At 70.5% G+C, this 19,689-nt stretch carries 21 protein-coding genes; 10 read left to right on the top strand and 11 right to left on the bottom strand.

Annotated features, from left to right (window positions below; genetic code table 11):
• Nucleotides 1-343 precede the first annotated feature (343 nt).
• Both ppgK and Ari01nite_RS46755 read left to right on the top strand, forming a co-directional pair.
• Nucleotides 344-1,123, top strand: a complete 780-nt coding sequence (gene ppgK / locus Ari01nite_RS46760) for a polyphosphate--glucose phosphotransferase (RefSeq protein ID WP_203790895.1) — start codon at nt 344-346, stop codon at nt 1,121-1,123.
• Nucleotides 1,124-1,133: 10 nt separating this feature from the next.
• Nucleotides 1,134-1,601: a PPOX class F420-dependent oxidoreductase gene (locus tag Ari01nite_RS46755; protein WP_203790892.1), complete on the top strand. Its 468-nt coding sequence runs from the start codon at nt 1,134-1,136 to the stop codon at nt 1,599-1,601.
• Nucleotides 1,602-1,686: 85 nt separating this feature from the next.
• Here Ari01nite_RS46755 and Ari01nite_RS46750 read toward each other — a convergent pair whose 3' ends face one another.
• A complete protein-coding gene (locus tag Ari01nite_RS46750; RefSeq protein WP_203790890.1) occupies nt 1,687-2,262 on the bottom strand; it encodes a hypothetical protein in 576 nt (191 codons plus the stop codon).
• A 540-nt stretch (nt 2,263-2,802) separates the two neighbouring features.
• On the opposite strand from Ari01nite_RS46750, the gene Ari01nite_RS46745 reads away from it, so the two are divergent.
• From Ari01nite_RS46745 to glgB, 4 genes are all read left to right on the top strand, one after another.
• The gene (locus tag Ari01nite_RS46745; RefSeq protein WP_203790888.1) at nt 2,803-4,767 is read left to right on the top strand and encodes an alpha-1,4-glucan--maltose-1-phosphate maltosyltransferase; all 1,965 of its coding nucleotides are present in this window, start codon (nt 2,803-2,805) and stop codon (nt 4,765-4,767) included.
• Nucleotides 4,768-4,802: 35 nt separating this feature from the next.
• Entirely contained in the window at nt 4,803-6,581 is a 1,779-nt protein-coding gene (gene treS / locus Ari01nite_RS46740; protein WP_203790887.1) for a maltose alpha-D-glucosyltransferase, read from the top strand.
• Nucleotides 6,578-7,891 (top strand): maltokinase N-terminal cap-like domain-containing protein, encoded by a 1,314-nt coding sequence (locus Ari01nite_RS46735; protein WP_203790885.1) that lies wholly within the window; start codon nt 6,578-6,580, stop codon nt 7,889-7,891. The genes treS and Ari01nite_RS46735 overlap by 4 nt, the downstream gene beginning before the upstream one ends.
• An 81-nt stretch (nt 7,892-7,972) precedes the next feature.
• Entirely contained in the window at nt 7,973-10,096 is a 2,124-nt protein-coding gene (glgB, locus tag Ari01nite_RS46730; protein WP_203790904.1) for a 1,4-alpha-glucan branching protein GlgB, read from the top strand.
• Here the strand turns inward: glgB and Ari01nite_RS46725 are convergent.
• The gene (locus tag Ari01nite_RS46725; protein WP_203790883.1) at nt 10,014-10,442 is read right to left on the bottom strand and encodes a hypothetical protein; all 429 of its coding nucleotides are present in this window, start codon (nt 10,440-10,442) and stop codon (nt 10,014-10,016) included. The two genes, glgB and Ari01nite_RS46725, sit on opposite strands and share 83 nt — an antisense overlap.
• A 108-nt stretch (nt 10,443-10,550) precedes the next feature.
• On the opposite strand from Ari01nite_RS46725, the gene Ari01nite_RS46720 reads away from it, so the two are divergent.
• Both Ari01nite_RS46720 and Ari01nite_RS46715 read left to right on the top strand, forming a co-directional pair.
• Nucleotides 10,551-11,624 carry a sensor histidine kinase gene (locus Ari01nite_RS46720; RefSeq protein WP_203790881.1) on the top strand — a complete coding sequence of 358 codons (1,074 nt, stop codon included), beginning with the start codon at nt 10,551-10,553 and terminating at the stop codon, nt 11,622-11,624.
• Complete coding sequence (locus Ari01nite_RS46715; RefSeq protein ID WP_203790879.1) at nt 11,617-12,309, top strand: response regulator; 693 nt, start codon at nt 11,617-11,619, stop codon at nt 12,307-12,309. Before Ari01nite_RS46720 ends, Ari01nite_RS46715 begins: the two co-directional genes overlap by 8 nt.
• Here the strand turns inward: Ari01nite_RS46715 and Ari01nite_RS46710 are convergent.
• Both Ari01nite_RS46710 and Ari01nite_RS51190 read right to left on the bottom strand, forming a co-directional pair.
• On the bottom strand, nt 12,306-12,842 hold the full coding sequence (locus Ari01nite_RS46710; RefSeq protein ID WP_203790877.1) for a GNAT family N-acetyltransferase: 537 nt from the start codon (nt 12,840-12,842) through the stop codon (nt 12,306-12,308). The genes Ari01nite_RS46715 and Ari01nite_RS46710 overlap by 4 nt on opposite strands.
• A 16-nt stretch (nt 12,843-12,858) precedes the next feature.
• Nucleotides 12,859-12,987 carry a hypothetical protein gene (locus tag Ari01nite_RS51190; RefSeq protein WP_275410945.1) on the bottom strand — a complete coding sequence of 43 codons (129 nt, stop codon included), beginning with the start codon at nt 12,985-12,987 and terminating at the stop codon, nt 12,859-12,861.
• A 68-nt stretch (nt 12,988-13,055) separates the two neighbouring features.
• Between Ari01nite_RS51190 and Ari01nite_RS46705 the strand changes: the two genes are divergently transcribed.
• Nucleotides 13,056-13,763 carry a glycoside hydrolase family 16 protein gene (locus tag Ari01nite_RS46705; protein ID WP_203790875.1) on the top strand — a complete coding sequence of 236 codons (708 nt, stop codon included), beginning with the start codon at nt 13,056-13,058 and terminating at the stop codon, nt 13,761-13,763.
• Nucleotides 13,764-13,968: 205 nt separating this feature from the next.
• Here the strand turns inward: Ari01nite_RS46705 and Ari01nite_RS46700 are convergent, their stop codons facing one another.
• The 5 genes from Ari01nite_RS46700 to Ari01nite_RS46680 form a co-directional block, all read right to left on the bottom strand.
• Complete coding sequence (locus Ari01nite_RS46700) at nt 13,969-14,631, bottom strand: hypothetical protein (RefSeq protein ID WP_203790873.1); 663 nt, start codon at nt 14,629-14,631, stop codon at nt 13,969-13,971.
• Nucleotides 14,628-15,497, bottom strand: coding sequence for an ion transporter (locus Ari01nite_RS46695; RefSeq protein ID WP_239163621.1), 870 nt, complete (start codon nt 15,495-15,497; stop codon nt 14,628-14,630). The genes Ari01nite_RS46700 and Ari01nite_RS46695 overlap by 4 nt, the downstream gene beginning before the upstream one ends.
• A gap of 32 nt (nt 15,498-15,529) precedes the next feature.
• The gene (locus tag Ari01nite_RS46690; protein ID WP_203790871.1) at nt 15,530-16,486 is read right to left on the bottom strand and encodes a hypothetical protein; all 957 of its coding nucleotides are present in this window, start codon (nt 16,484-16,486) and stop codon (nt 15,530-15,532) included.
• An 85-nt stretch (nt 16,487-16,571) separates the two neighbouring features.
• Nucleotides 16,572-16,901: a PadR family transcriptional regulator gene (locus Ari01nite_RS46685; RefSeq protein WP_203790869.1), complete on the bottom strand. Its 330-nt coding sequence runs from the start codon at nt 16,899-16,901 to the stop codon at nt 16,572-16,574.
• Nucleotides 16,902-16,935: 34 nt separating this feature from the next.
• Nucleotides 16,936-17,742 (bottom strand): phosphotransferase enzyme family protein, encoded by an 807-nt coding sequence (locus Ari01nite_RS46680; protein WP_203790867.1) that lies wholly within the window; start codon nt 17,740-17,742, stop codon nt 16,936-16,938.
• A 68-nt stretch (nt 17,743-17,810) separates the two neighbouring features.
• Between Ari01nite_RS46680 and Ari01nite_RS46675 the strand changes: the two genes are divergently transcribed.
• On the top strand, nt 17,811-18,140 hold the full coding sequence (locus Ari01nite_RS46675) for a hypothetical protein (RefSeq protein WP_203790865.1): 330 nt from the start codon (nt 17,811-17,813) through the stop codon (nt 18,138-18,140).
• Between the two features lie 4 nt (nt 18,141-18,144).
• Here Ari01nite_RS46675 and Ari01nite_RS46670 read toward each other — a convergent pair whose 3' ends face one another.
• Both Ari01nite_RS46670 and Ari01nite_RS46665 read right to left on the bottom strand, forming a co-directional pair.
• Nucleotides 18,145-18,720, bottom strand: coding sequence for a maleylpyruvate isomerase N-terminal domain-containing protein (locus Ari01nite_RS46670; RefSeq protein WP_307837831.1), 576 nt, complete (start codon nt 18,718-18,720; stop codon nt 18,145-18,147).
• A gap of 42 nt (nt 18,721-18,762) precedes the next feature.
• Nucleotides 18,763-19,566 carry a DUF4142 domain-containing protein gene (locus Ari01nite_RS46665; protein ID WP_203790863.1) on the bottom strand — a complete coding sequence of 268 codons (804 nt, stop codon included), beginning with the start codon at nt 19,564-19,566 and terminating at the stop codon, nt 18,763-18,765.
• Nucleotides 19,567-19,689: the final 123 nt, after the last annotated feature.

Below are 19,689 nucleotides of genomic sequence, written 5' to 3'. Positions count from 1 at the left end.
GATCGCGCCGTCGCGCAGCGCGGGCCGGGACGGATGGTCAAGGGGGGTCGCGGCCATGGCGGCCAGCAGATCGGTGGCACTGTCGGTCACCGAGGAGCGGTCCGGCCGGTTCGTCGTAAGCGTCATGAGGTCCTCCATCAGCGGGCAGAGAGCCGTGCCCGCGCGCGGCGACCGTTCAGGTATCCGTGTAGCCAATGAGCCTACTCCAACCTGACCGAAAGTATGAGTCCGACACGTCGAACGGGGGATGAACGCGTGGCGGGCGGCCGCACAAGAGGGATTTAATGTCGGTCCACCGTGGTAAACAGCGGGATACAACGAGAACCAGAGACGGGACACAGGGATGGCCACTCTCGGCATCGACATCGGCGGCTCCGGCGTCAAGGGGGCACCGGTCGACACGATCGCGGGCGAGTTGCTCGCCGAGCGGATCCGCGTGCCGACTCCCCAGCCCAGCGACGTGACCAGCGTGGTCGAGGCGGTGGCCGAGGTCGCCGCCGGGTTCGACGGCTTCGACCGGGTGGGCGTGACTTTCCCCGGCGTGGTGGTCGACGGCGTTACGCGTACGGCCGCAAATGTCGACAAATCATGGCTTGATGCGCCCGCGGCCAGCCTGTTCACCGAGCGGCTGGGCCGTCAGGTCACGGTGCTCAACGACGCCGACGCGGCGGGCGTGGCCGAGGTCGCGTTCGGGGCCGGCCGGCAGCTCCCGGGGCTGGTCATGATGCTGACCTTCGGCACCGGCATCGGCAGCGCGCTGTTCCTCGACGGCGTGCTGATCCCCAACACCGAGCTGGGCCACCTCGAGCTCGACGGGTTCGACGCCGAGTTGCGCGCCTCCGACCGGGCCCGCGAGGTCGAGGACCTGAGCTGGGAGGATTGGGCCGCCCGCGTCGAGACATACCTGCGCCATGTCGAGATGCTGCTCTCGCCGCGGCTGTTCATCATCGGCGGCGGCGTCAGCAAGAAATCCGACCGCTACTTCCCGCTGATCGACATCCGCACCCCGATCGTGCCGGCCACCCTGCTCAACAACGCCGGCATCATCGGCGCCGCGGTGACCGCCGAGCAGGCCGCCGGCGACCCGGGCGCGATCCAGGTCCACGCGGCCGCGCAGGGCTGAGGGCCGACTCATGCCGCGCACCGTCGCCACCAACACGACCGTCGACCGGGAGGGGCTGCTCGAGTTCGTGCGGCCCCGCCACCACGCGATCCTGATGACCACGCGCAAGGACGGCCGCCCGCAGGCGTCCCCCAACACGTGCGGCGTCGACGCCGAGGGCCGGATCGTCATCTCGACCTACCCCGACCGCGCCAAGGCCACCAACATCCGCCGCAACCCCCAGGTGTCGGTGTGCGTGCTGTCCGACGAGTTCGGCGGCGCGTGGGTCCAGGCGGACGGCACCGCCGAGGTGCTCGACCTGCCCGAGGCGCTCGAGCCCCTGGTCGACTACTTCCGCTGCATCTCGGGTGAGCACCCCAACTGGGACGAATACCGCGATGCCATGCGAAAGCAGGGCAAGTCGCTGATCCGCATCACGATCGACCGCTGGGGACCGATCGCGACGGGCGGCTTCCCCGCCCGCCTGGCGGAAGACTAGACAAAGGCGGAGGATCTAGACAAAGCCGGAGGAGTAGCAAAGACGGCCGGCGTCCCCGCGTGGGGCGCCGGCCGTCGACAGACCGTCAGGCCGCGAGGGGCTGCTCGACGCCGAGCAGGTAGAGCAGCGTGTCCCGGTGCAGTTGGGCGATGGGCTCCAGCAGGTCGGGGTGGCGCAGCAGGACGGCGGCGTCGCGGTCGCGCTGGTCCGGGGTCAGCAGGCGGCGGAACTCGTTGGGCAGGCCCACGCTGCCGGGGCGGCGCGGGTACGGACGCGGGCGGTCGTCGCCGGGGACGACCGCGGCGACCGCGTTGACGCCCCGGCGGGCCAGCAGCGGGTCGGCCAGCAGGCACGCGGCCCAGCTCACCACGACCTCGTCGACCCAGGTGCGCCAGCCCTCGTCCTCGGCCTCCTCGTCCTCGGGCTCGCTGCCGGCCTTCCAGTCCAGCACCGCGGAACCGCCGGGGCCGGCGATCGCCACCAGGGCGGCGTCCATCTCGGTGGGGTAGCGCAGCCACGCGGCGACCGTGACGGCCTGGCGGGCCTGGAGCTCAGCAAGGGTGTGCGCGATCGTGTCCGGCGAACCCGCCGGGTAGGCGCGCGCCAGCCAGTGCGTGCTCGCCGCGATGACGGGCGAGAGCTCGACAGACGGTCCGGCCACAGGTGCTCCTCGGGTCTCCTGCGCGAAGCTCCGATCGGCCCGCGTCAGGGGTACACCTCGGCGGCGGCCCGTGCCTACTTGAGCAGGGTCACCGGGATGGCACCCCACGGCAACCGACGCGCTCCCGGCGCGCGGTGCCGAGGTCAGGAAACGCCGCCAAGCGGCGGCCCGATGGCCGGCCGGCGATGGCGAGCACCCAAATTGAGCGCGCCACCACCCGTACCGTTTTTCCCCGATCTCCCGTTGTTCGGCGAGGTACCGGTGTTGCGGGTGCGACGCACGGGAAACGTGATTTTGCTGGCCGGTAACATTCCGATGATCAAACCGGGAAAGCATGATTCCGTGCTGCGCGGAAGCGATTTGGGGATTTTCACCGGGGGCGCACGACCGCTCCTGGACGAGCCCCGCTGAGCGCTCTCCGGTAGGTTTGAGTGCATCGGCACGCCGCCGTTTGCAGTGCCTCCACTGCGGAGAAGTATGCCCTGACGGCGGTCTGGTTTCGCCGCGCTTGCCCCGGCCCAGCTGACTACGGTGGAGATCATGACCGGTCGCTTTCCTATCGAAGACGTGACCCCGTCTGTGTCCTGCGGGCGTTATCCGGCCAAGGCGGTGGTCGGTGAGATCGTGCCGGTTTCCGCGGTGTCCTATCGCGAAGGACACCACGCCCTGGGCGTGAATGTGGTATTGCGCAATCCCGACGGTGAGTCGCAGCCGTTCAACCGGCTCCAGCCCGGGGCTCCGGGGCTCGACCGGTGGCACGGCGCGATCCGTGCCGACCGCCAGGGCCGGTGGACGTTCACCGTCGAGGCTTTCGACGACCCGTACCGCACCTGGCGCGACGCCGTGGTCAAGAAGATCGGCGCCGGGCAGGGGCTGGAGGATCTGGCCAACGACCTGGCCGAGGGCGCCGAGGTGATCGACCTGGCCAGCAAGATCGTTCCGCACGATCTGGAGGAACGGGTACGCTCCGCGGCCGCCTCGCTGCGCGACGAGGGCCAGTCGCTGTTCGCCCGGGTCTCCCCCGCGCTCGACCTCGAGGAGGTGCTCTGGCACAACCCGGTCCGCCACCAGGTGACCACCACCCGCTCGTACGCGATCTGGGTGGACCGCAAGAAGGCGCTGTTCTCCGCCTGGTACGAGTTCTTCCCGCGCTCGGAGGGCGCCGAGGTCGGCCCGGACGCCACCCCGGTCAAGCACGGCACCTTCGCGACCGCGGCGGAGCGCATCCCGGCCGTCGCGGCCATGGGCTTCGACGTGCTGTACCTGCCGCCGATCCACCCGATCGGCAAGATCAACCGTAAGGGCCGCAACAACACCCTGGTGGCCCGCCCGGTCGACGTCGGCTCGCCGTGGGCGATCGGCTCGGACGAGGGCGGCCACGACGCCATCAACCCCGAGCTCGGCACCCTGGAGGACTTCCGCCAGTTCATCCGCACCGCCGAGGAGAACGGCCTCGAGGTCGCCCTGGACCTCGCGCTCCAGGCCGCTCCGGACCACCCGTGGGTGACCGAACATCCCCAGTTCTTCACCACCCGGGCCGACGGCTCCATCGCGTACGCCGAGAACCCACCCAAGAAGTACCAGGACATCTACCCGCTGAACTGGGACAACGACTACCGCGGCCTGCGCGACGAGGTGCTCCGCGTGGTGCGCCACTGGGTCGACCAGGGCGTCAAGATCTTCCGGGTCGACAACCCGCACACCAAGGCACTCAACTTCTGGCAGTGGCTGATCGCCAAGATCAAGGAAACCGACCCGGACGTGCTGTTTCTGGCCGAGGCGTTCACCCGGCCGGCCATGATGAACGGGCTCGGCAAGATCGGCTTCACCCAGTCGTACACGTATTTCACCTGGCGGACCACGGCCCACGAGATGCGCGAGTACTGCGAGCAGCTGATCGCCTCGGTCGACTGGATGCGGCCGAACTTCTGGCCCAACACCCCCGACATCCTGCACGAGTCGCTGCAGCACGGCGGCCCCCCGATGTTCAAGATTCGCGCCGTCCTGGCAAGCATGCTCTCGCCGTCCTGGGGCATGTACGCAGGGTATGAGCTCTTCGAGCACGTGGCCCGGCCCGGCGCCGAGGAGTACATCGACAACGAGAAGTTCGAGCTCCGGCCGCGGGACTGGGCGGGCGCGGAACGGGCCGGCCGGTCGCTGGCGCCGTACCTCACCCGGCTGAACCGGATCCGGGCCCAGAACCCGGCCCTGCACTGGCTGCGCAACCTGCGTTTCCACGAGATCGACAACGGGGAGCTGCTGTGCTTCTCGAAGCGGGACGAGGAGACCGGCAACACCATTTTGGTGATCGTCTCGTTCGACTCCAACAACGTGCAGTGGGGCAACACCATGCTCGACATGCCGGCACTGGGGATGGACTGGCACGAGCGGTTCACGGTGGTCGACCAGATCAGCGGGGCCACGTACGACTGGGGGCAGCACAACGCGGTCCGGATCGACCCGCACGTCGAGCCGGCGCACATCTTCGTGCTGCATCGCAACTGATTCAAATACCTGCGGGTGGGTAGGTGGGGAACCTGATGGACCTGAAGAACGATCTCGAACCGGCGGCCGAACAGTACGATCCGGCCGACGGCAGCCACGTCGAGGACGGTGTGGTCGAGCATCCCACCGCGGACGACTTCGGCCACGCCCGTGCGCTGCCCGCCGACCGGACCTGGTTCCAGCGGGCGGTGTTCTACGAGGTTCTGGTCCGGGCGTTCTACGACTCCGGCACGGACGGCTCCGGCGACCTGCGCGGCCTGATCGAGCGCCTCGACTATCTCCAGTGGCTCGGGGTGGACTGCCTCTGGCTGCCGCCCTTCTACGACTCGCCGCTGCGCGACGGCGGCTACGACATCCGCGACTTCTACCGGGTGCTGCCCGAGTTCGGCACGGTCGAGGACTTCGTCGCCCTGCTCGACGCGGCGCACAAGCGCGGCATCCGGGTGATCACCGATCTGGTCATGAACCACACCTCCGACCAGCACGCCTGGTTCCAGGAGTCGCGGCGCGACCCGGACGGCCCGTACGGCGACTTCTATGTCTGGAGCGACACGAGCGACCGGTATCGGGACGCCCGGGTGATCTTCGTGGACACCGAGGAGTCGAACTGGACGTTCGACCCGGTGCGCCGGCAGTTCTTCTGGCACCGCTTCTTCTCGCACCAGCCCGACCTGAACTACGAGAACCCCGCGGTGCAGGAGGCGATGCTCGACGTCCTGCGCTTCTGGCTCGACCTCGGCATCGACGGTTTCCGGCTGGACGCGGTGCCGTACCTGTTCGAGGCCGAGGGCACCAACTGCGAAAACCTGCCCGCCACCCACGCGTTCCTCAAGCACTGCCGCAAGGTGATCGACGACGAGTTCCCTGGCCGGGTGCTGCTGGCCGAGGCCAACCAGTGGCCGGCCGACGTGGTCGAGTACTTCGGCGACGCCCGCTCCGGCGGCGACGAGTGCCACATGGCGTTCCACTTCCCGCTGATGCCCCGGATCTTCATGGCGGTCCGGCGCGAGTCCCGCTTCCCGATCTCGGAGATCCTGGCGCAGACGCCGCCCATCCCGGACAACTGCCAGTGGGGCATCTTCCTGCGTAACCACGACGAGCTGACCCTCGAGATGGTCACCGACGAGGAACGCGACTACATGTACTCGGAGTACGCCAAGGATCCGCGGATGAAAGCCAACGTGGGCATCCGCCGCCGGCTGGCTCCGCTGCTGGAGAACGACCGCAACCAGATCGAGCTGTTCACCGCGTTGCTGCTGTCGCTGCCGGGCTCGCCGGTGCTGTACTACGGCGACGAGATCGGCATGGGCGACAACATCTGGCTGGGTGACCGCGACGGCGTCCGGACACCGATGCAGTGGACTCCGGACCGCAACGCCGGGTTCTCCACCGCCAACCCGGGCCGCCTCTATCTACCGGCCAATCAGGATCCGGTGTACGGCTACCAGGCGGTCAACGTCGAGGCGCAGCGGGACAGTTCGACCTCGCTGCTCAACTGGACGCGTACCATGCTGGCCGTGCGTCGCCGCCACGAAGCGTTCGCCGTCGGCAGCTTCCGCGAACTCGGCGGATCCAACCCGTCGGTGCTGGCCTACCTGCGCGAGGACGGCGACGACGTGGTGCTCTGCGTGAACAATCTGTCCCGCTTCCCGCAACCGATCGAGCTCAACCTGCAGCACTGGAACGGGCACACGCCGGTGGAGCTGACCGGACACGTGAACTTCCCGCGCATCGGCCAGCTGCCGTACCTGCTGACGCTTCCCGGGCACGGCTTCTACTGGTTCCAGCTGTGCAGGTCCGAGGAGAAGCAATGACGCTGCCCTTCGCCGAATGGCTGCCCCAGCAACGCTGGTATGCGGGCAAGTCCCGCACGCTGTCGTCGGTCAAGGAGGCGTCGTCGACGAAACTCGGCGACGACCTCGACCTGATCCTGGTCGACGTCGGGTACACCGACGGCAGCTCCGAGCGGTACCAGGTGATCGTGGCCTGGGACAACGGCCCGATCGCCGAGTTCAGCACGGTCGCCACGATCGGCACCGACGACAACCGCACCGGCTACGACGCACTCTACGACCCGGCCTCGGCGCACAAGCTGCTCGCCCTGGTGGCGTCCGGCGGGTCGACCGGCGACGTGGTGTTCCAGACCGAGCCGGACGTCGCGTTCCCGTCCGAGGACGCGTACCCGCGGGTCTTCGACGCCGAGCAGAGCAACACCAGCGTGATCTACGGCCAGGAGGCCATCCTCAAGATCTTCCGCCGGGTCACCAGCGGGATCAACCCGGACGTCGAGCTCAACCAGGTGCTGGGCCGGCGCGGCAACACGCACGTGGCGCGGCTGCTCGGCTCGTTCGAGACGCACGAGGGCGGCGAGTCGTGCCCGCTGGGCATGGTGACCGAGTACGCCGGGAACTCGGCCGAGGGCTGGGCGATGGCCACCGCCTCGGCGCGCGACCTGTTCGCCGACGCCGAGATGCGCGCCGACCAGGTGGGCGGCGACTTCCAGGGCGAGTCGTACCGGCTCGGCGAGGCGGTCGCGTCGGTGCACGCCGACCTGGCCGCTGAACTGGGTGCCGGTCCCGCACCGTTCCCGCTGGACGCGGTGCTGGCCCGGCTGCGGCAGGCGGCCAACGCGGTCTCCGAGATCCAGCAGTACGTGCCGGCTATCGAGGAGCGGTTCCGCGAGCTCACCGGCGAGCCGGTCACGGTGCAGCGGATACACGGCGACCTGCACCTCGGCCAGGTGCTGCGGGTGCCCGCGGGCTGGCTGCTGATCGACTTCGAGGGCGAGCCGGGCATGCCGGTCGCCGAACGCCGGCTGCCGGATTCGCCGCTGCGCGACGTAGCCGGAGTGCTGCGCTCCTACGAATACGCGGCCTACCAGTTGCTGGTCGACACGGACGACGAGGAGCACCTGGCCGGCCGGGCCCGGGAATGGGTGGAACGCAACCGGGAAGCCTTCTGCGACGGCTACACGCACGCGTCCGGCACCGACCCGCGGACGCACGGTGCGCTGCTCGCAGCGTACGAACTCGACAAGGCGGTCTACGAGGCCGCGTACGAATCCCGGCACCGGCCCGGCTGGCTGCGCATTCCGCTGCGCTCCATCGCCCGCCTCGTCGGCTGACCCGGCCTCATGCCACATCCAGGAACGGAGCCTCTCGTGATCGGCCACCCCGCCTCCTCGCTCGCCGCCGACCAGCGCGCCATGAACAGCGTGGTGTCGGGGGACACGCACGACCCGCACGCCATCCTCGGCGCCCACCCGGCCGCCGACCGCACGATCGTCCGGACCCTGCGCAAGGGCGCCGAAAAGGTGGTGGTGATCGCCGGCAGCGAGCGGGCCGAGATGGTCAAGGTCCACCCGGACGGCATCTTCGCCGCCCAACTGCCCGGCACTGTGCTCGACTACCGGCTCGACGTGGACGGCACCGAGTGCGACGACCCGTACCGCCACCTGCCCACCCTCGGCGAACTCGACCTGCACCTGATCGGTGAGGGCCGGCACGAGAAGCTGTGGAAGGTGCTGGGCGCGCAGCCGCGCGGCACCGGCGTGGGCTTCGCGGTGTGGGCGCCGAGCGCCCGCGGCGTGCAGGTGATCGGTGACTTCGCCGGCTGGGGCCCGTACGACGGCTGGCCGATGCGCTCGCTGGGCAGCAGCGGCATCTGGGAGCTGTTCGTGCCGAACGCGCACGTCGGCACCAAGTACAAGTTCAAGATCCTCGGCCGGGACGGGGTGTGGCGCGAGCACGCCGACCCGCTGGCCCAGCACACCGAGGTCCCGCCGGCCACCGCGTCGGTCGTCTTCGCATCCACCTACGAGTGGCAGGACGCCGAGTGGATGCGCGAGCGGGCCTCGCGGCACTGGCACCAGGAAGCCATGAGCGTGTACGAGGTGCACCTCGGTTCGTGGCGGCCCGGGCTCTCCTACCTCGAACTCGCCGAGCAGCTCACCGCGTACGTGGTCGATCTTGGTTTTACCCACGTCGAGCTGATGCCGGTGATGGAGCACCCGTTCGGCGGCTCATGGGGCTACCAGGTCAGCGGCTACTTCGCGCCGACCTCCCGGTTCGGCAGTCCGGACGAGTTCCGGCACCTGGTCGACAAGCTGCACCAGGCCGGCATCGGCGTGATCCTGGACTGGGTGCCGGCGCACTTCCCCAAGGACGAGTGGGCGCTGGCCCGGTTCGACGGCACGCCCCTCTACGAGCACGGCGACTGGCGGCGCGGCGAGCACCCGGACTGGGGCACGTTCGTGTTCGACTACGGCCGCAAGGAGGTGCGCAACTTCCTGGTGGCCAACGCGCTGTACTGGTGCGAGGAGTTCCACGCCGACGGCCTGCGGGTGGACGCGGTCGCCTCGATGCTCTACCTGGACTACTCCCGCAAGGACGGCGAGTGGACGCCGAACCAGTACGGCGGCCGGGAAAACCTGGACGCGATCAGCTTCCTCCAGGAGATGAACGCGACCGTCTACAAGACCAACCCCGGCGTGATCACGGCGGCCGAGGAGTCGACCGCGTGGCCCGGCGTCACCCGGCCGACGCACCTGGGCGGCCTGGGTTTCGGTTTCAAATGGAACATGGGCTGGATGAACGACACCTTGACCTACATGGAGAAGGAGCCGATCTACCGGCAGTGGCACCACCACCAGATGACCTTCGCCACCGTGTACGCGTGGAGCGAGAACTACATCCTGCCGATCAGCCACGACGAGGTCGTGCACGGCAAGGGCTCGCTGGCCGGCAAGATGCCCGGCGACGAGTGGCAGAAACTCGCCAACACCCGCGCGCTGCTCGGCTTCATGTGGGCGTTCACCGGTAAGCAGTTGCTGTTCATGGGCAGCGAACTGGGCGACATGCAGGAGTGGAGCGAGGAGCGCGGGCTCGACTGGGCGCTGCTCGACAACCCCGCGTTCGGTGGGCTGCACGGCCTGGTCAAGGACCTGAACCGGGTGTACAAGGAGACCCCGGCGCTGTGGACGCAGGACACGTCGCCGAACGGGTTCCGCTGGATCACCAGCGAGGACAGCCAGCACAACACCTTCTCGTTCATCCGGTACGCCGAGGACGGCGAGCCGCTGGTCTGCGTCGTCAACTTCGCCGCCGTCCCGTTCGAGGGCTACCGCATCGGCGTGCCGCGCACCGGCACCTGGCACGAGGTGATCAACACGGACAGCGCCCTGTACGGCGGCTCCGGGGTGGGCAACCTCGGCCAGGTCGAGGCCGAGGCGCGCCCCTGGCACGGCTTCAACGCTTCGGTGTCGCTGCGGGTCCCGCCGCTGGGCGCGGTGTGGCTGCGCGCCGACCCGACGACGGCAGAACCCGCCTGATTCCCCAGGCCACAGCGCCGCACACGATGCCGACCGCGATGCCGGTGAAGATGCTGCTCACCGACATCGCGGCGCGCAGGAACAGGCCGTCCACCGGGGCGAACAGGTTGTGGCCGACAACCAGACAAATGCCGTAGACACCCCCGGCCGCCAGCATCGACACGAACGGGTTGGTGGAGCGCCAGACCGCCACCGCGATCCAGATCAGCAGCGGAACGAACACGAACAGCGCGTTCACGAACGTGCCCTCGTGGATCAGGTCGAGGTCGTGCAGGACGACGCGGGGGGCGGCCAGCAGCCCGAGCCCCACGACGGTGATGGCGGGAAGTCCCAGCTTTTCGGTCATGCCGGAAACGGTAGGGCGGAACGGCGGCCGCGAAATTCCCCGGGAAGCGACCACCCGAATCGCTTTTCGACGTACGCGCCGCCCCTCCTACCCTCCTAACATCGAGGGATGACCAGGCAGGACGCGACGATGGCGGTGGGCGTCGCGGCGGTGCTGGCGCTGGTGGTCAGCGCCGGGCAGGCCGGCACCCCGGACGCCGGGGCCTACGTCTGGGCGGTCGCGCTCGGCGCCCTGATGCTCTGGCGGCGCCGGTACCCGCGGGGCGTGCTGGCGCTCACCGTGCTGGGCATGTTCGCGTACTACGCGGCCGGTTACCCGGCGATCGGGGTGGCCGTGCCGGTGGCGGCCGCGCTGTTCTCCGCCGCCGAGGCCGGTCACCGCCGCGCCGCGATCGCCGCGGGCGGCGTGGTGCTGACCGTGTCGGCCACCTTCCGCCTGCTCGACGGCCAGGACTTCCGCTACGTGGTGCTGTACGAGGCAATCGGGCACCTGGCCCTGATGGCCGCGGCCGTGGCACTCGGCGAGCTGGTGCGGGCCCGGCGCCGGATCGACGCGCTGATGAGCCGCCAGGTCGCGATGGCCGCCGAGCGCCGGATCGGCGAACACCGGCAGGCGCTGTCCCGCGAACTGCACGACTCGATCGGGCACACCCTCACGGTGGCCGCGATCCACACCAACGTGGCCCGGCAGGAGGCCGCCCGCGACCCGGCCGCCACCCGCGCCGCGCTCGACCAGGTCGCCGCCGCGGTGTCGCAGGCCCTCACCGACCTGCGCGGCGCGGTCCGCGATCTGCGCACCGAGCCGGCGCCGTCGGTGGAGCACCTGGAACAGTTCGCCGAGTCGGCCCGGCTGGCCGGTTTCACGGTGCGCTCGCACATCGAACCGGTGGCCGAGCCGGCCGTGTCCGCCACCGCGTTCCGGCTGGTGCGCGAGGCGGTCACGAACGCCATGCGGTACTCGACCGGCCGGACCATCGACGTCGAGGTGCGGCACTCCCCCGACGCGCTGCTGGTGCGGGTCGCCGACGACGGCACCCCCGACCGCGACACCGATCCGGCGGGCACCGGGCTGGCCGGGCTTCGCGACGAGGTCACGGCGCTCGGCGGCCGGCTGGACGCCGGCCCGGCCCGGGAGGGCTGGCTGGTGGCGGCCTCACTTCCGCTGCGGGGACACCATGACTGATCCGGTACGCGTGCTGCTCGTCGACGACCAGTCGATCGTCCGGGCCGGGATAGCCGCGCTGCTCACGGGCGAACCCCGCCCCGACCCCGCTGGCCCCGACCCCGCTGGCCCGCCGATCGAGGTGGTGGGCGAGGCGTCCGACGGCGCCACCGCGTTGTCCCTGGTGCGCAGCCTGCGCCCGGCCGTGGTGCTGATGGACGTCCGGATGCCCGGCACCGGCGGCGTCGAGGCCACCCGGGAGATCCGCGCCGACCCGCAGTGCCGGGACGTGGCGGTGCTGATGCTCACCACGTTCGACACCGACGCCGAGGTGCTCGGCGCGCTACGGGCCGGCGCCGACGGCTACCTGCTCAAGGACGCCGACCCGGACGAACTGCGGTCCGCGGTCCGGGCCGCCGCCCGCGGCGAGCCGGCCCTGTCCCCCGCGGTGGCCCGCCAGGTGATGGCCCGGGCCGCCGCCACCCCGGCGCCGCTGGCCGACCCGCGGATCGACCGGCTCACCGACCGGGAACGCGAGGTGCTGGCCGCCGTGGCCCGCGGCGACGACAACGCCACGGTGGCCCGGGAACTGCGGCTCAGCCCCGAGACGGTCCGCACGTACGTGAGCCGGATCTTGACCAAACTGGGCGCGAACAGCCGCGCCCAGTTGGTCGCGATCGCCCACCGCAGCGGGCTGAATCCCTAACGGGGCCGCCACTCCGTCGCGAGCAGGCCGTAGAGCAGGTCGTCGGTCCACTCGTCCTTGATGAAGGTCTGCTGCCGCAGCAGTCCCTCGCGGGTGAAGCCGAGCCGTTCCAGCAGCGCCGCCGACGCCGTGTTGCGGGCGTCGCACTCGCCGGTGACCTTGTGCAGGCCCTGCTCGTGGAACAGCCGGTCCAGCACGGCGCCGACGGCCTCGGTGGCATAACCCCGTTTCTGGTACGGGGCGGCCAGCGTGAACCCGATCTCGGCCTGCATCAGGTTGTCGTGCAGGTGCACCGCCACGTCGCCGATCAGGGTCCGGTCGGCGGTGCGCTCCACGGCGTACTGGAACCAGCCCGGCTTGTCCGGGTCGGAGGCGATGAAATTGGCCACCGCGGTCTCCGCCCGCAGCATCGGGAACGGCGCGTCCCACGACTGGTAGCGCGCCACGTCCGGGTCGGACCGGTACTCGGCCAGCACCGGCGCGTCGGCCGTCCGGAAACGCCGCAGGACGAGCCGTTCCGTTGCGATGAGCATCAGCCGAGCATAGGACTCATCCCGATGTAGAGGCGGCCGGCCAGCCCGCGACGCCGCCGCCGCTCTGCAGGCGACCGAGCCGGTCGACGTCGGCCCCGGACGGAGTCCGGTCGCCGCCGAACGCGCGGTTCTGCGCGTCCACCATCGCGGTGCGGTCCCGGTCGGTGCCGGGTGACCGCCGGCCGCGGCCCGCGCCGCCGGTAACCTGCCCGGATGGATCTATCGGGCTGGCACCTCGCGTGGTCGGACGAGTTCGACGGCCCGGCCGGCGCCCCACCCGACCCGGCCACCTGGCGGCCCGAACTGGGCGGCGGCGGCTGGGGCAACAACGAACTCCAGAACTACACGGAAGTCAACGCAGCCCTGGACGGGTCGGGCCACCTGGCGATCACGGTCCACCGGTCGACCGGTCCCCACCCGTACACCTCTGCGCGTTTGATCTCCAAAGACCGGATGACGTTCACCTACGGCCTGGTGCGCGCCCGCATCCGCCTGCCCCGAGGCGTCTGGCCGTGCTTCTGGATGCTGGGCCAGAACATCGACGAAACCGGCTGGCCGGCCTGCGGCGAGATCGACGTGATGGAGAACTTCGGCACCGACCCGCACGCGGTGCACGGCACGATCCACGGCCCCGGCTATGCGGGCGAGCACGGCCGCACCCACGCCCACCGGTCCGGCGCCGACCTGACCGAGGATTTCCACGTATACGCGGTGTTATGGGAGCCCGGCCGGATCACCTGGTACCTGGACGACGCCGAGTACGCCACGGTCACCCCCGACGACCGCCCTTGGCCCTTCGACCACGACTTCTATCTGCTGCTCAACGTCGCGGTGGGCGGCAGTTTCTCAACCACCCCGGACGACACGGTCCCGTTCCCGCAGACCATGCTGGTCGACTACATCCGCATCTACCGCCGGTAGCCGCCGCCACCTTCCACGATCCGCTCTCCCCAGCAGTCCTTGACCGGACATTCTCCCCAAACCGGGCGAGTGCCCGCCAAGGTCAACGCAAGCCGCCCCGACCACAGATCTGTTGCGAGGCAGCGGCAGGAACGCGGGGCGCACAAACGGGCGGCGCGAGGTCGGGCACGGCGGGACAGGCGGATCTGTCGTTGCTGAACCACTACTAGCCGAATATTCGCCTGGCCCAGCGCACCTCCCCCTCCTCGTCGACGAACACCATGGCGACCAGGGTGTCCTTCGCCGGGTCGGTGATCGGGATCGTGTCGTCGGGCGGCTGCGGCTCGCCGTGGCGGGGGTGCTGTCCGCGCCGGATCTGGCGGTACCAGGCGGTCATCGTGCCGGACTCGGTGGCCGGTGCGGACGCGGCAGCGGTCGGCTGGTGGTTCCAGCCGTCTGCGTCCACATACAACTCCTCCGCTACCCCGCCCAGCCAGTCGTATCTCTCGGCCAGGATCTCGTACGTTCCCGCCCAGTTTCCGCCGCTGGCGCCCTCGCTGCTCCAGCTGCTGTCCACGGTCAGCAGCCGGCCCGGATTGACGCGCTTGTCCAGCACCATCACCTGGAACCAGCCGCCGGCCGGCTGCACGCCGCTCCAGCGCACCCGGACCACCAGAGACTGCGCCGCCCCGACGTAGCGGACCGCCTCGCCCGGCGGCACACCGAAGCGGACCACCGTGTCGTCGAAGGTCTGCGCGGTGGCGACCACGGCGTCCACCGAGACGTCGATCCCGGCGCCGCCGTGTGCCCACTCCCGTTCGCGGCGCACATGGAGGATGCCGGCCACGGCCACGACCAGCACCAACACCGCAAAGACCAAGCGTTTCACGTACGCGTCCGGCCCTCGTCGCGGTCGATGCGGAGTTCGCGTTCCAGTTCGGTGATCACCGTGCGCAGGTCGTCCAGGCGCTGGCTGATCATGATGCGGTCGATCTCGTCGGGGATGCCGTCGCGGTCCTCGTCGGTGGCGAGGTGTTCGGTCAGTTCCAGCCGGCGGGCCTCCTCCATCGAGTTGACGATGACCGCGATCAGAATGTTGATCAGGAGATTCACGGTGATCAGCACGTAGCTGACGTAGTAGAGGAGGGTCCACGGCGACAGCTCGAGACCCTTGGCGATCAGGTCGGGCAGCGTCTCCAGGGACAGCAGCACGAACAGCGTCAGCACCGCGCGGCCCAGCGTCCCGTACTGCTCCGGGTCGGACGGGCCGAAGATCAGCCAGCCGGTCATCCCGTACACGTAAAGCGTGACGAGGGTGAGCGCGAGAAAGCCACCGACCCCCGGCAGGCTGCGCAGCAGCGCCGCCAGAATGGTGCGCAGACCGGGCGAGAAACGCACCAGCCGCACCACCCGGGCCATCCGGATGACCCGCAGCGCCGCCGTGTCACCGTGCAGGCCCGGGATGAACACCGCGGCGATCACCACGAAGTCGAAGACGTTCCAGCCGTGCTTGAAGAAGTCCTGGGGCCGCCGGCCGTACGCCAGGATCCGGATCACGATCTCGGCCACGAACACCAGCCGGAAGAACCACTCCAGCCCGTGCAGCAGCGGCTGCGCCGATTCCGGGTACGGGTAGGTCTCCACCGCCAGCAGGATGGCGTTCGCCCCGATCATGACGACGATGGTCACGTCGAACGCGCGCGACTCCACCACCCGGTGACACCAGCGGGCCACCCGCGACAACCGGTCAGTCACGAGTGGCCCGGGATCGACGAGGAAGCATGCGGTCAGAGTACGGACCGCCCACACTCGGGACAGCGGGCGGCCTTGAGGCGGCGGCGGCCGGTGACAGCCACTGCCAGCAACGCCGGTGCGATCACCGCGACGATGACGGCCGTGGTCGCCAGGCCCGCCCAGGTGTGCGCGGTCGGCTGCAGGCCGACCGACAGCGGCTCCAGCGCCAGCATTCCGGCCGGGCCGAGCAACACCAGCAGCGTCCACCCGCCGCGGTGGTCGCCCCGGACTGCCAGCCCGGCGCCGGCCAGCATCGCCACCAGCAGCAGCGCCACCGCGACGGCCGGCAGCACCCGGCCCACGGCGTTGCCGTAGTAGCCGACCGGGAAGTCGGCACGCCACAACACCCCCACGGTCGCGGCCGCGGCCGCGACCGGCAGCAGCCGCCAGGGCAGCGGCACCCGGTCGGCCAGCCCCAGCGCCACCACACCCAGCGCGGCCTGGGCCAGTAGCACGGACAGCGCCGGCCGGTTCTGCCCGCTCAGCCCGCTCACCGGCACCACCGCGACGGTGAGCAGCAGCGCGACGGCCACCGCGACCCGGGTCGCCCGGCCCGGCGCCACCGCGAACACGGCCACCGCGAGCAGCCAGGTCACCCAGACGCCGAAGCCGAGCGTGGCGAACGGACCGACCGGCGGCACTCCCCAGTCGACCGGGTACGGGTGCAGCTCCAGCATCGTGCCGCCGGTGGCCAGCACGGCCACCGCGATCAGCGCCAGCAGCGCGGCGAGACGCACGCCCGGCACCAGGCCGGTGTGCCCGGTGGCGCGCACCCGCTGCCGCAGGCCGCCGCGGACCAGGTCGGCGACGTCGGCGACGGACGGCCAGCGTCGGTCCGGCCCGGCCAGGTCGAGGTAGGTGCCGGCGATCTCGGCCCCACGGTCCAGCCGGTAGCCGGCCGGGTAGCAGAGCCGGATCAGGCGCAGGTAGCGGCGTTCCAGGTCGGTCATGCTGTGTCCTCCTTGGGCATGCCCTTCTGGCCCTCGCCTGCGGCGCCGTCCGCCGGTGCGGCTGGGTGCCGCTCGGTGCAGGCGGTCATGCCAGCCCCTCGATCAGGCGCAGCCGGACCGTGGCGGCCTCGACGTTGCGGCGCATCCGTTCGGTTTCCGCGGCCAGGATTTCGCCGCCCGCGCCGGACAGCCGGTAGTAGCGGCGCAACCGGCCGTCGACCACTTCCTCGCGGTCGGTCTCGACCAGGCCGGCGTCGACCAGCCGGTCGAGCGCGCCGTACAGGGTGCCGGGCCGCAGCGCGATGCGCCCGTCGGACAGCCGGCCCACCTCGGCGATCAGGCCGTAGCCGTGCAGCGGTTCGCCGGCCAGGGCGGTGAGTATCAGAAATGTCGGTTCGCGCAGCGGTGTCTCCACGCGGCGCAATATATCGGACGCGAAGGTATATCGGCTAGGAAGACTTCCGCCCGTCCAGCAGTGCCGAGTGTTTGCGCAGGTGGGCGACCTGCCAGCTGAGGTCGGCCACCGGCCCGGCGACGCCGAGGAACAGCCAGGCCACGTACACCGGCCGGATCAGCGCCCACTCCACCTCGGCGAGCGGCCGCACCTCGTCGTAGCCGCGCAGCACGTCGTCCCGGTAACCACGCCAGGACAGGGCAAAATCGGCGACCTGGTACGTGTGATGGGTGCCCTCGAAGTCGACCAGCCCGGACAGCCGCCCGTTCTGATAGAGCAGGTTCCACGGCGTGAAGTCCCCGTGGATCACGCTGCGCGGCGCGTCGATGCCGGCGTGCCCGGCGAACCAGGCAACGGTGTCGTCCCGGGCGGCCAGCAGTTCGCGCGCCTCGTCCGGGTGGGTCCGCCCGTAGCCGCGCAGCGACCGCTCCAGCGCCGGGTCGGCCACCACCTCAGCCGGCCCGCGGAAGCCGGCCCGCTGCTCGGTGATGCCGGTGGCCCGCGCGTCCGCGTGGAGTTCGGCGAGCAGGCGCCCGCGATCCCGGTCGGCCGGCTCCTCGTGCCGCCCCGGCAGCCGGTGGAACAGCACCCAGGCCCCGTCGTCGCGGATCAGCGGCTCCTCGGCCGGTTCCGGCGTCGGCCAGCCCAGTTCCCGCAGCGCCTTCGCGACCCGCAGTTGATAGCGCCAATCCCCGATCAAGAGCTTGAGCACGTACGCCGTGCCGGCGCGCCGGACCGACCAGGTGCCCTTGCCGATCACCGCGCCGAGATCCAGCCGCCAGATGGCACGTACACCGTCCACTTCGGGCACCTCGTACCCCCTTGGTTTTGTTATCGTCTTTGACACGTCGCTGTAACGGGGGTTTCACGATGTCCACATTGTTCAAGCGCATCGCGGTCGGCACCGTCCTGGCAGCCGCCGCAGCCCTGCTCCCGGCCGCGTCCGCCGCGGCCGCCGCCACCGTGCCCTGCGACAAGGGGTACGTCTGCATCGCCCTGGCCAAGGGCACCATCATCTGGGTTCCCGAGGGCCAGTCGCACGATTTCCCCGGTGGCGCCGACATGGCCGCCATCACCAACCAGACCGAGACGCCATACTGCGTCGGCGGTTCCCCCAACTTCGGCCTGGCACCCGGCGTCGAGATCGTCCGTGATCAGCCGGTGTTCGGCTTCAACCCGGGCCGGGTCTGCCTGACCTGACCGGTCACCCGGCCGCCGCCTTCATCACCCAGGACGTCAGGCGGGGGCGGTCGGGCAGAGCGATGCGCCCGGTGCACCACAGCAGCGCCGCACCGGGCGCAGCCTCCGGTGCGTTCGGAAACAGACGCGCGAGCACCGCCGCGGCCAAGCCGGCCGGCGGTTCCCAGTCGATCGCCAGGCCCCGCGTGACATCCCAGGTGTGCACGAGCGTCTCGCTGACGCCCATCGCCGCGAACCCGGCCGCGTCGGTCGGACCCCAGTGCCACGCCCGGGCCCCGGCCGGCGCGGCCGACACGACGTCGCTGAGCATCCGGCCGCATCCCTCGATCACCCGCAGCACCTGTGCGGGCGGGGTGCCGGCGCGGACCTCCAGGTCGTACGGCAGATAGGCGTCGCCGGCCCGGGCGGCAAACTGGCCGGCGTAGGCGGCGAGGTCGTGCGCCACGTGCGCCGCCGTCTGCCAGCAACTCCAGTCGAGCCCACCGGCCGGGACATCCCAGTCCCGCTCGACGTGCGGCGCGAGCACCCGGACCATCTCGGCCCCGGCCCGCTCGACGTCCCGGCCGGTCACACCACGCATGCGCTCATTCTGCGCGGCGGCTCAATCTGCGCGGCGCCTGGGTCAGAAGCCCAGGCGGGCCCGTTGCTGCCGGCGGCGGTAGCTCATCGTCCGCCAGGTGGCGAAGATGCCGCCGACCAGCCCGATGCCCAGCGCCGCGACCAGCAGCGGCATGATCGCGGGCAGCGACGGGTTCGTGCTGCTGGACGCCAGCACCTGCCCGCCGGCCGGCGCCGGCGCGGCGGCGTTCGGGTCGGGCGCCTTGGGCAGGGACTGGTAGTCGACGATGCCGCTGCTCTCCAGCAGCGTCAGGTGGGTCATCACGAACTGGTTCGCCTGCTGCGCCAGCAGCCGCACGGCGTCGTTGCGGGTGCTGGTGCGCACCGTCGCGATCGCCGGGAAGATCTTGCCGTGCGCGGCCCGCAGCCGGTCGATGAAGACCTGGTCGAACTCCTTGCCCTTGGCCGCCTCCTCCATCTCGGTCAGCCACTTCTTCTGGTCGGCGTTGGGCTCGTCGGGCAGCTCGATCTTCAGCTTTTTGGCCGCGTCCCGGGCCAGCTTGTCCAGTTCGGCGTGCTGCTCGGCGATGTCCGCGCCGATCTGCCGCACCCGGCGGTCGTTGGACTTCTCCTGGGCCATCTCGCCGGCCGGGATCTCCCACAAGCCGGCCAGCCGGACCTTGACCACCAGGTCCTCGTCCGCAGCCGCCAGTTCACCCTTGGCCGCGTCGGAGAGCAGGTTGTTGGGCGGGACCGGGACGGCCGGCTCGGCGCGGGCCATCTGCGGGTCGATCAGAAGCACTGCTATCGCTGCGACCGCGGCAACCCACAGGCGGCGCCACGGAAATCTCCCGCTGGTAGCGAGCATGCGTACCCTCCTTGCGTCGGCGTGCCTGTGCCGGTCCGTAACCGGACCCCGTCGACACGTGCTGGCGGCAAGCAGTACGTACGGCTGACCTTCGCGGATGAGTCCGGCCACCAATCGACATAT

This window comes from Paractinoplanes rishiriensis, from assembly GCF_016862375.1.
GTDB classification, from domain to species: Bacteria; Actinomycetota; Actinomycetes; order Mycobacteriales; family Micromonosporaceae; genus Actinoplanes; species Actinoplanes rishiriensis.
This window is presented reverse-complemented; position numbering and strand designations above follow the sequence as displayed.

What these genes read in the sequence shown, in the direction of transcription:
- Ari01nite_RS46745 (WP_203790888.1), top strand. Translation starts at nt 2,803, where the DNA reads ATGACCGGTCGCTTTCCTATCGAAGACGTGACCCCGTCTGTGTCCTGC.
- Ari01nite_RS46725 (WP_203790883.1), bottom strand. Translation starts at nt 10,442, where the DNA reads ATGACCGAAAAGCTGGGACTTCCCGCCATCACCGTCGTGGGGCTCGGG.
- Ari01nite_RS46735 (WP_203790885.1), top strand. Translation starts at nt 6,578, where the DNA reads ATGACGCTGCCCTTCGCCGAATGGCTGCCCCAGCAACGCTGGTATGCG.
- Ari01nite_RS51190 (WP_275410945.1), bottom strand. Translation starts at nt 12,987, where the DNA reads ATGGTGGACGCGCAGAACCGCGCGTTCGGCGGCGACCGGACTCCGTCC.
- treS (WP_203790887.1), top strand. Translation starts at nt 4,803, where the DNA reads ATGGACCTGAAGAACGATCTCGAACCGGCGGCCGAACAGTACGATCCG.
- Ari01nite_RS46665 (WP_203790863.1), bottom strand. Translation starts at nt 19,566, where the DNA reads ATGCTCGCTACCAGCGGGAGATTTCCGTGGCGCCGCCTGTGGGTTGCC.
- Ari01nite_RS46720 (WP_203790881.1), top strand. Translation starts at nt 10,551, where the DNA reads ATGACCAGGCAGGACGCGACGATGGCGGTGGGCGTCGCGGCGGTGCTG.
- Ari01nite_RS46690 (WP_203790871.1), bottom strand. Translation starts at nt 16,486, where the DNA reads ATGACCGACCTGGAACGCCGCTACCTGCGCCTGATCCGGCTCTGCTAC.
- ppgK (WP_203790895.1), top strand. Translation starts at nt 344, where the DNA reads ATGGCCACTCTCGGCATCGACATCGGCGGCTCCGGCGTCAAGGGGGCA.
- Ari01nite_RS46715 (WP_203790879.1), top strand. Translation starts at nt 11,617, where the DNA reads ATGACTGATCCGGTACGCGTGCTGCTCGTCGACGACCAGTCGATCGTC.
- Ari01nite_RS46705 (WP_203790875.1), top strand. Translation starts at nt 13,056, where the DNA reads ATGGATCTATCGGGCTGGCACCTCGCGTGGTCGGACGAGTTCGACGGC.
- Ari01nite_RS46670 (WP_307837831.1), bottom strand. Translation starts at nt 18,720, where the DNA reads ATGCGTGGTGTGACCGGCCGGGACGTCGAGCGGGCCGGGGCCGAGATG.
- glgB (WP_203790904.1), top strand. Translation starts at nt 7,973, where the DNA reads ATGAACAGCGTGGTGTCGGGGGACACGCACGACCCGCACGCCATCCTC.
- Ari01nite_RS46755 (WP_203790892.1), top strand. Translation starts at nt 1,134, where the DNA reads ATGCCGCGCACCGTCGCCACCAACACGACCGTCGACCGGGAGGGGCTG.
- Ari01nite_RS46710 (WP_203790877.1), bottom strand. Translation starts at nt 12,842, where the DNA reads ATGCTCATCGCAACGGAACGGCTCGTCCTGCGGCGTTTCCGGACGGCC.
- Ari01nite_RS46675 (WP_203790865.1), top strand. Translation starts at nt 17,811, where the DNA reads ATGTCCACATTGTTCAAGCGCATCGCGGTCGGCACCGTCCTGGCAGCC.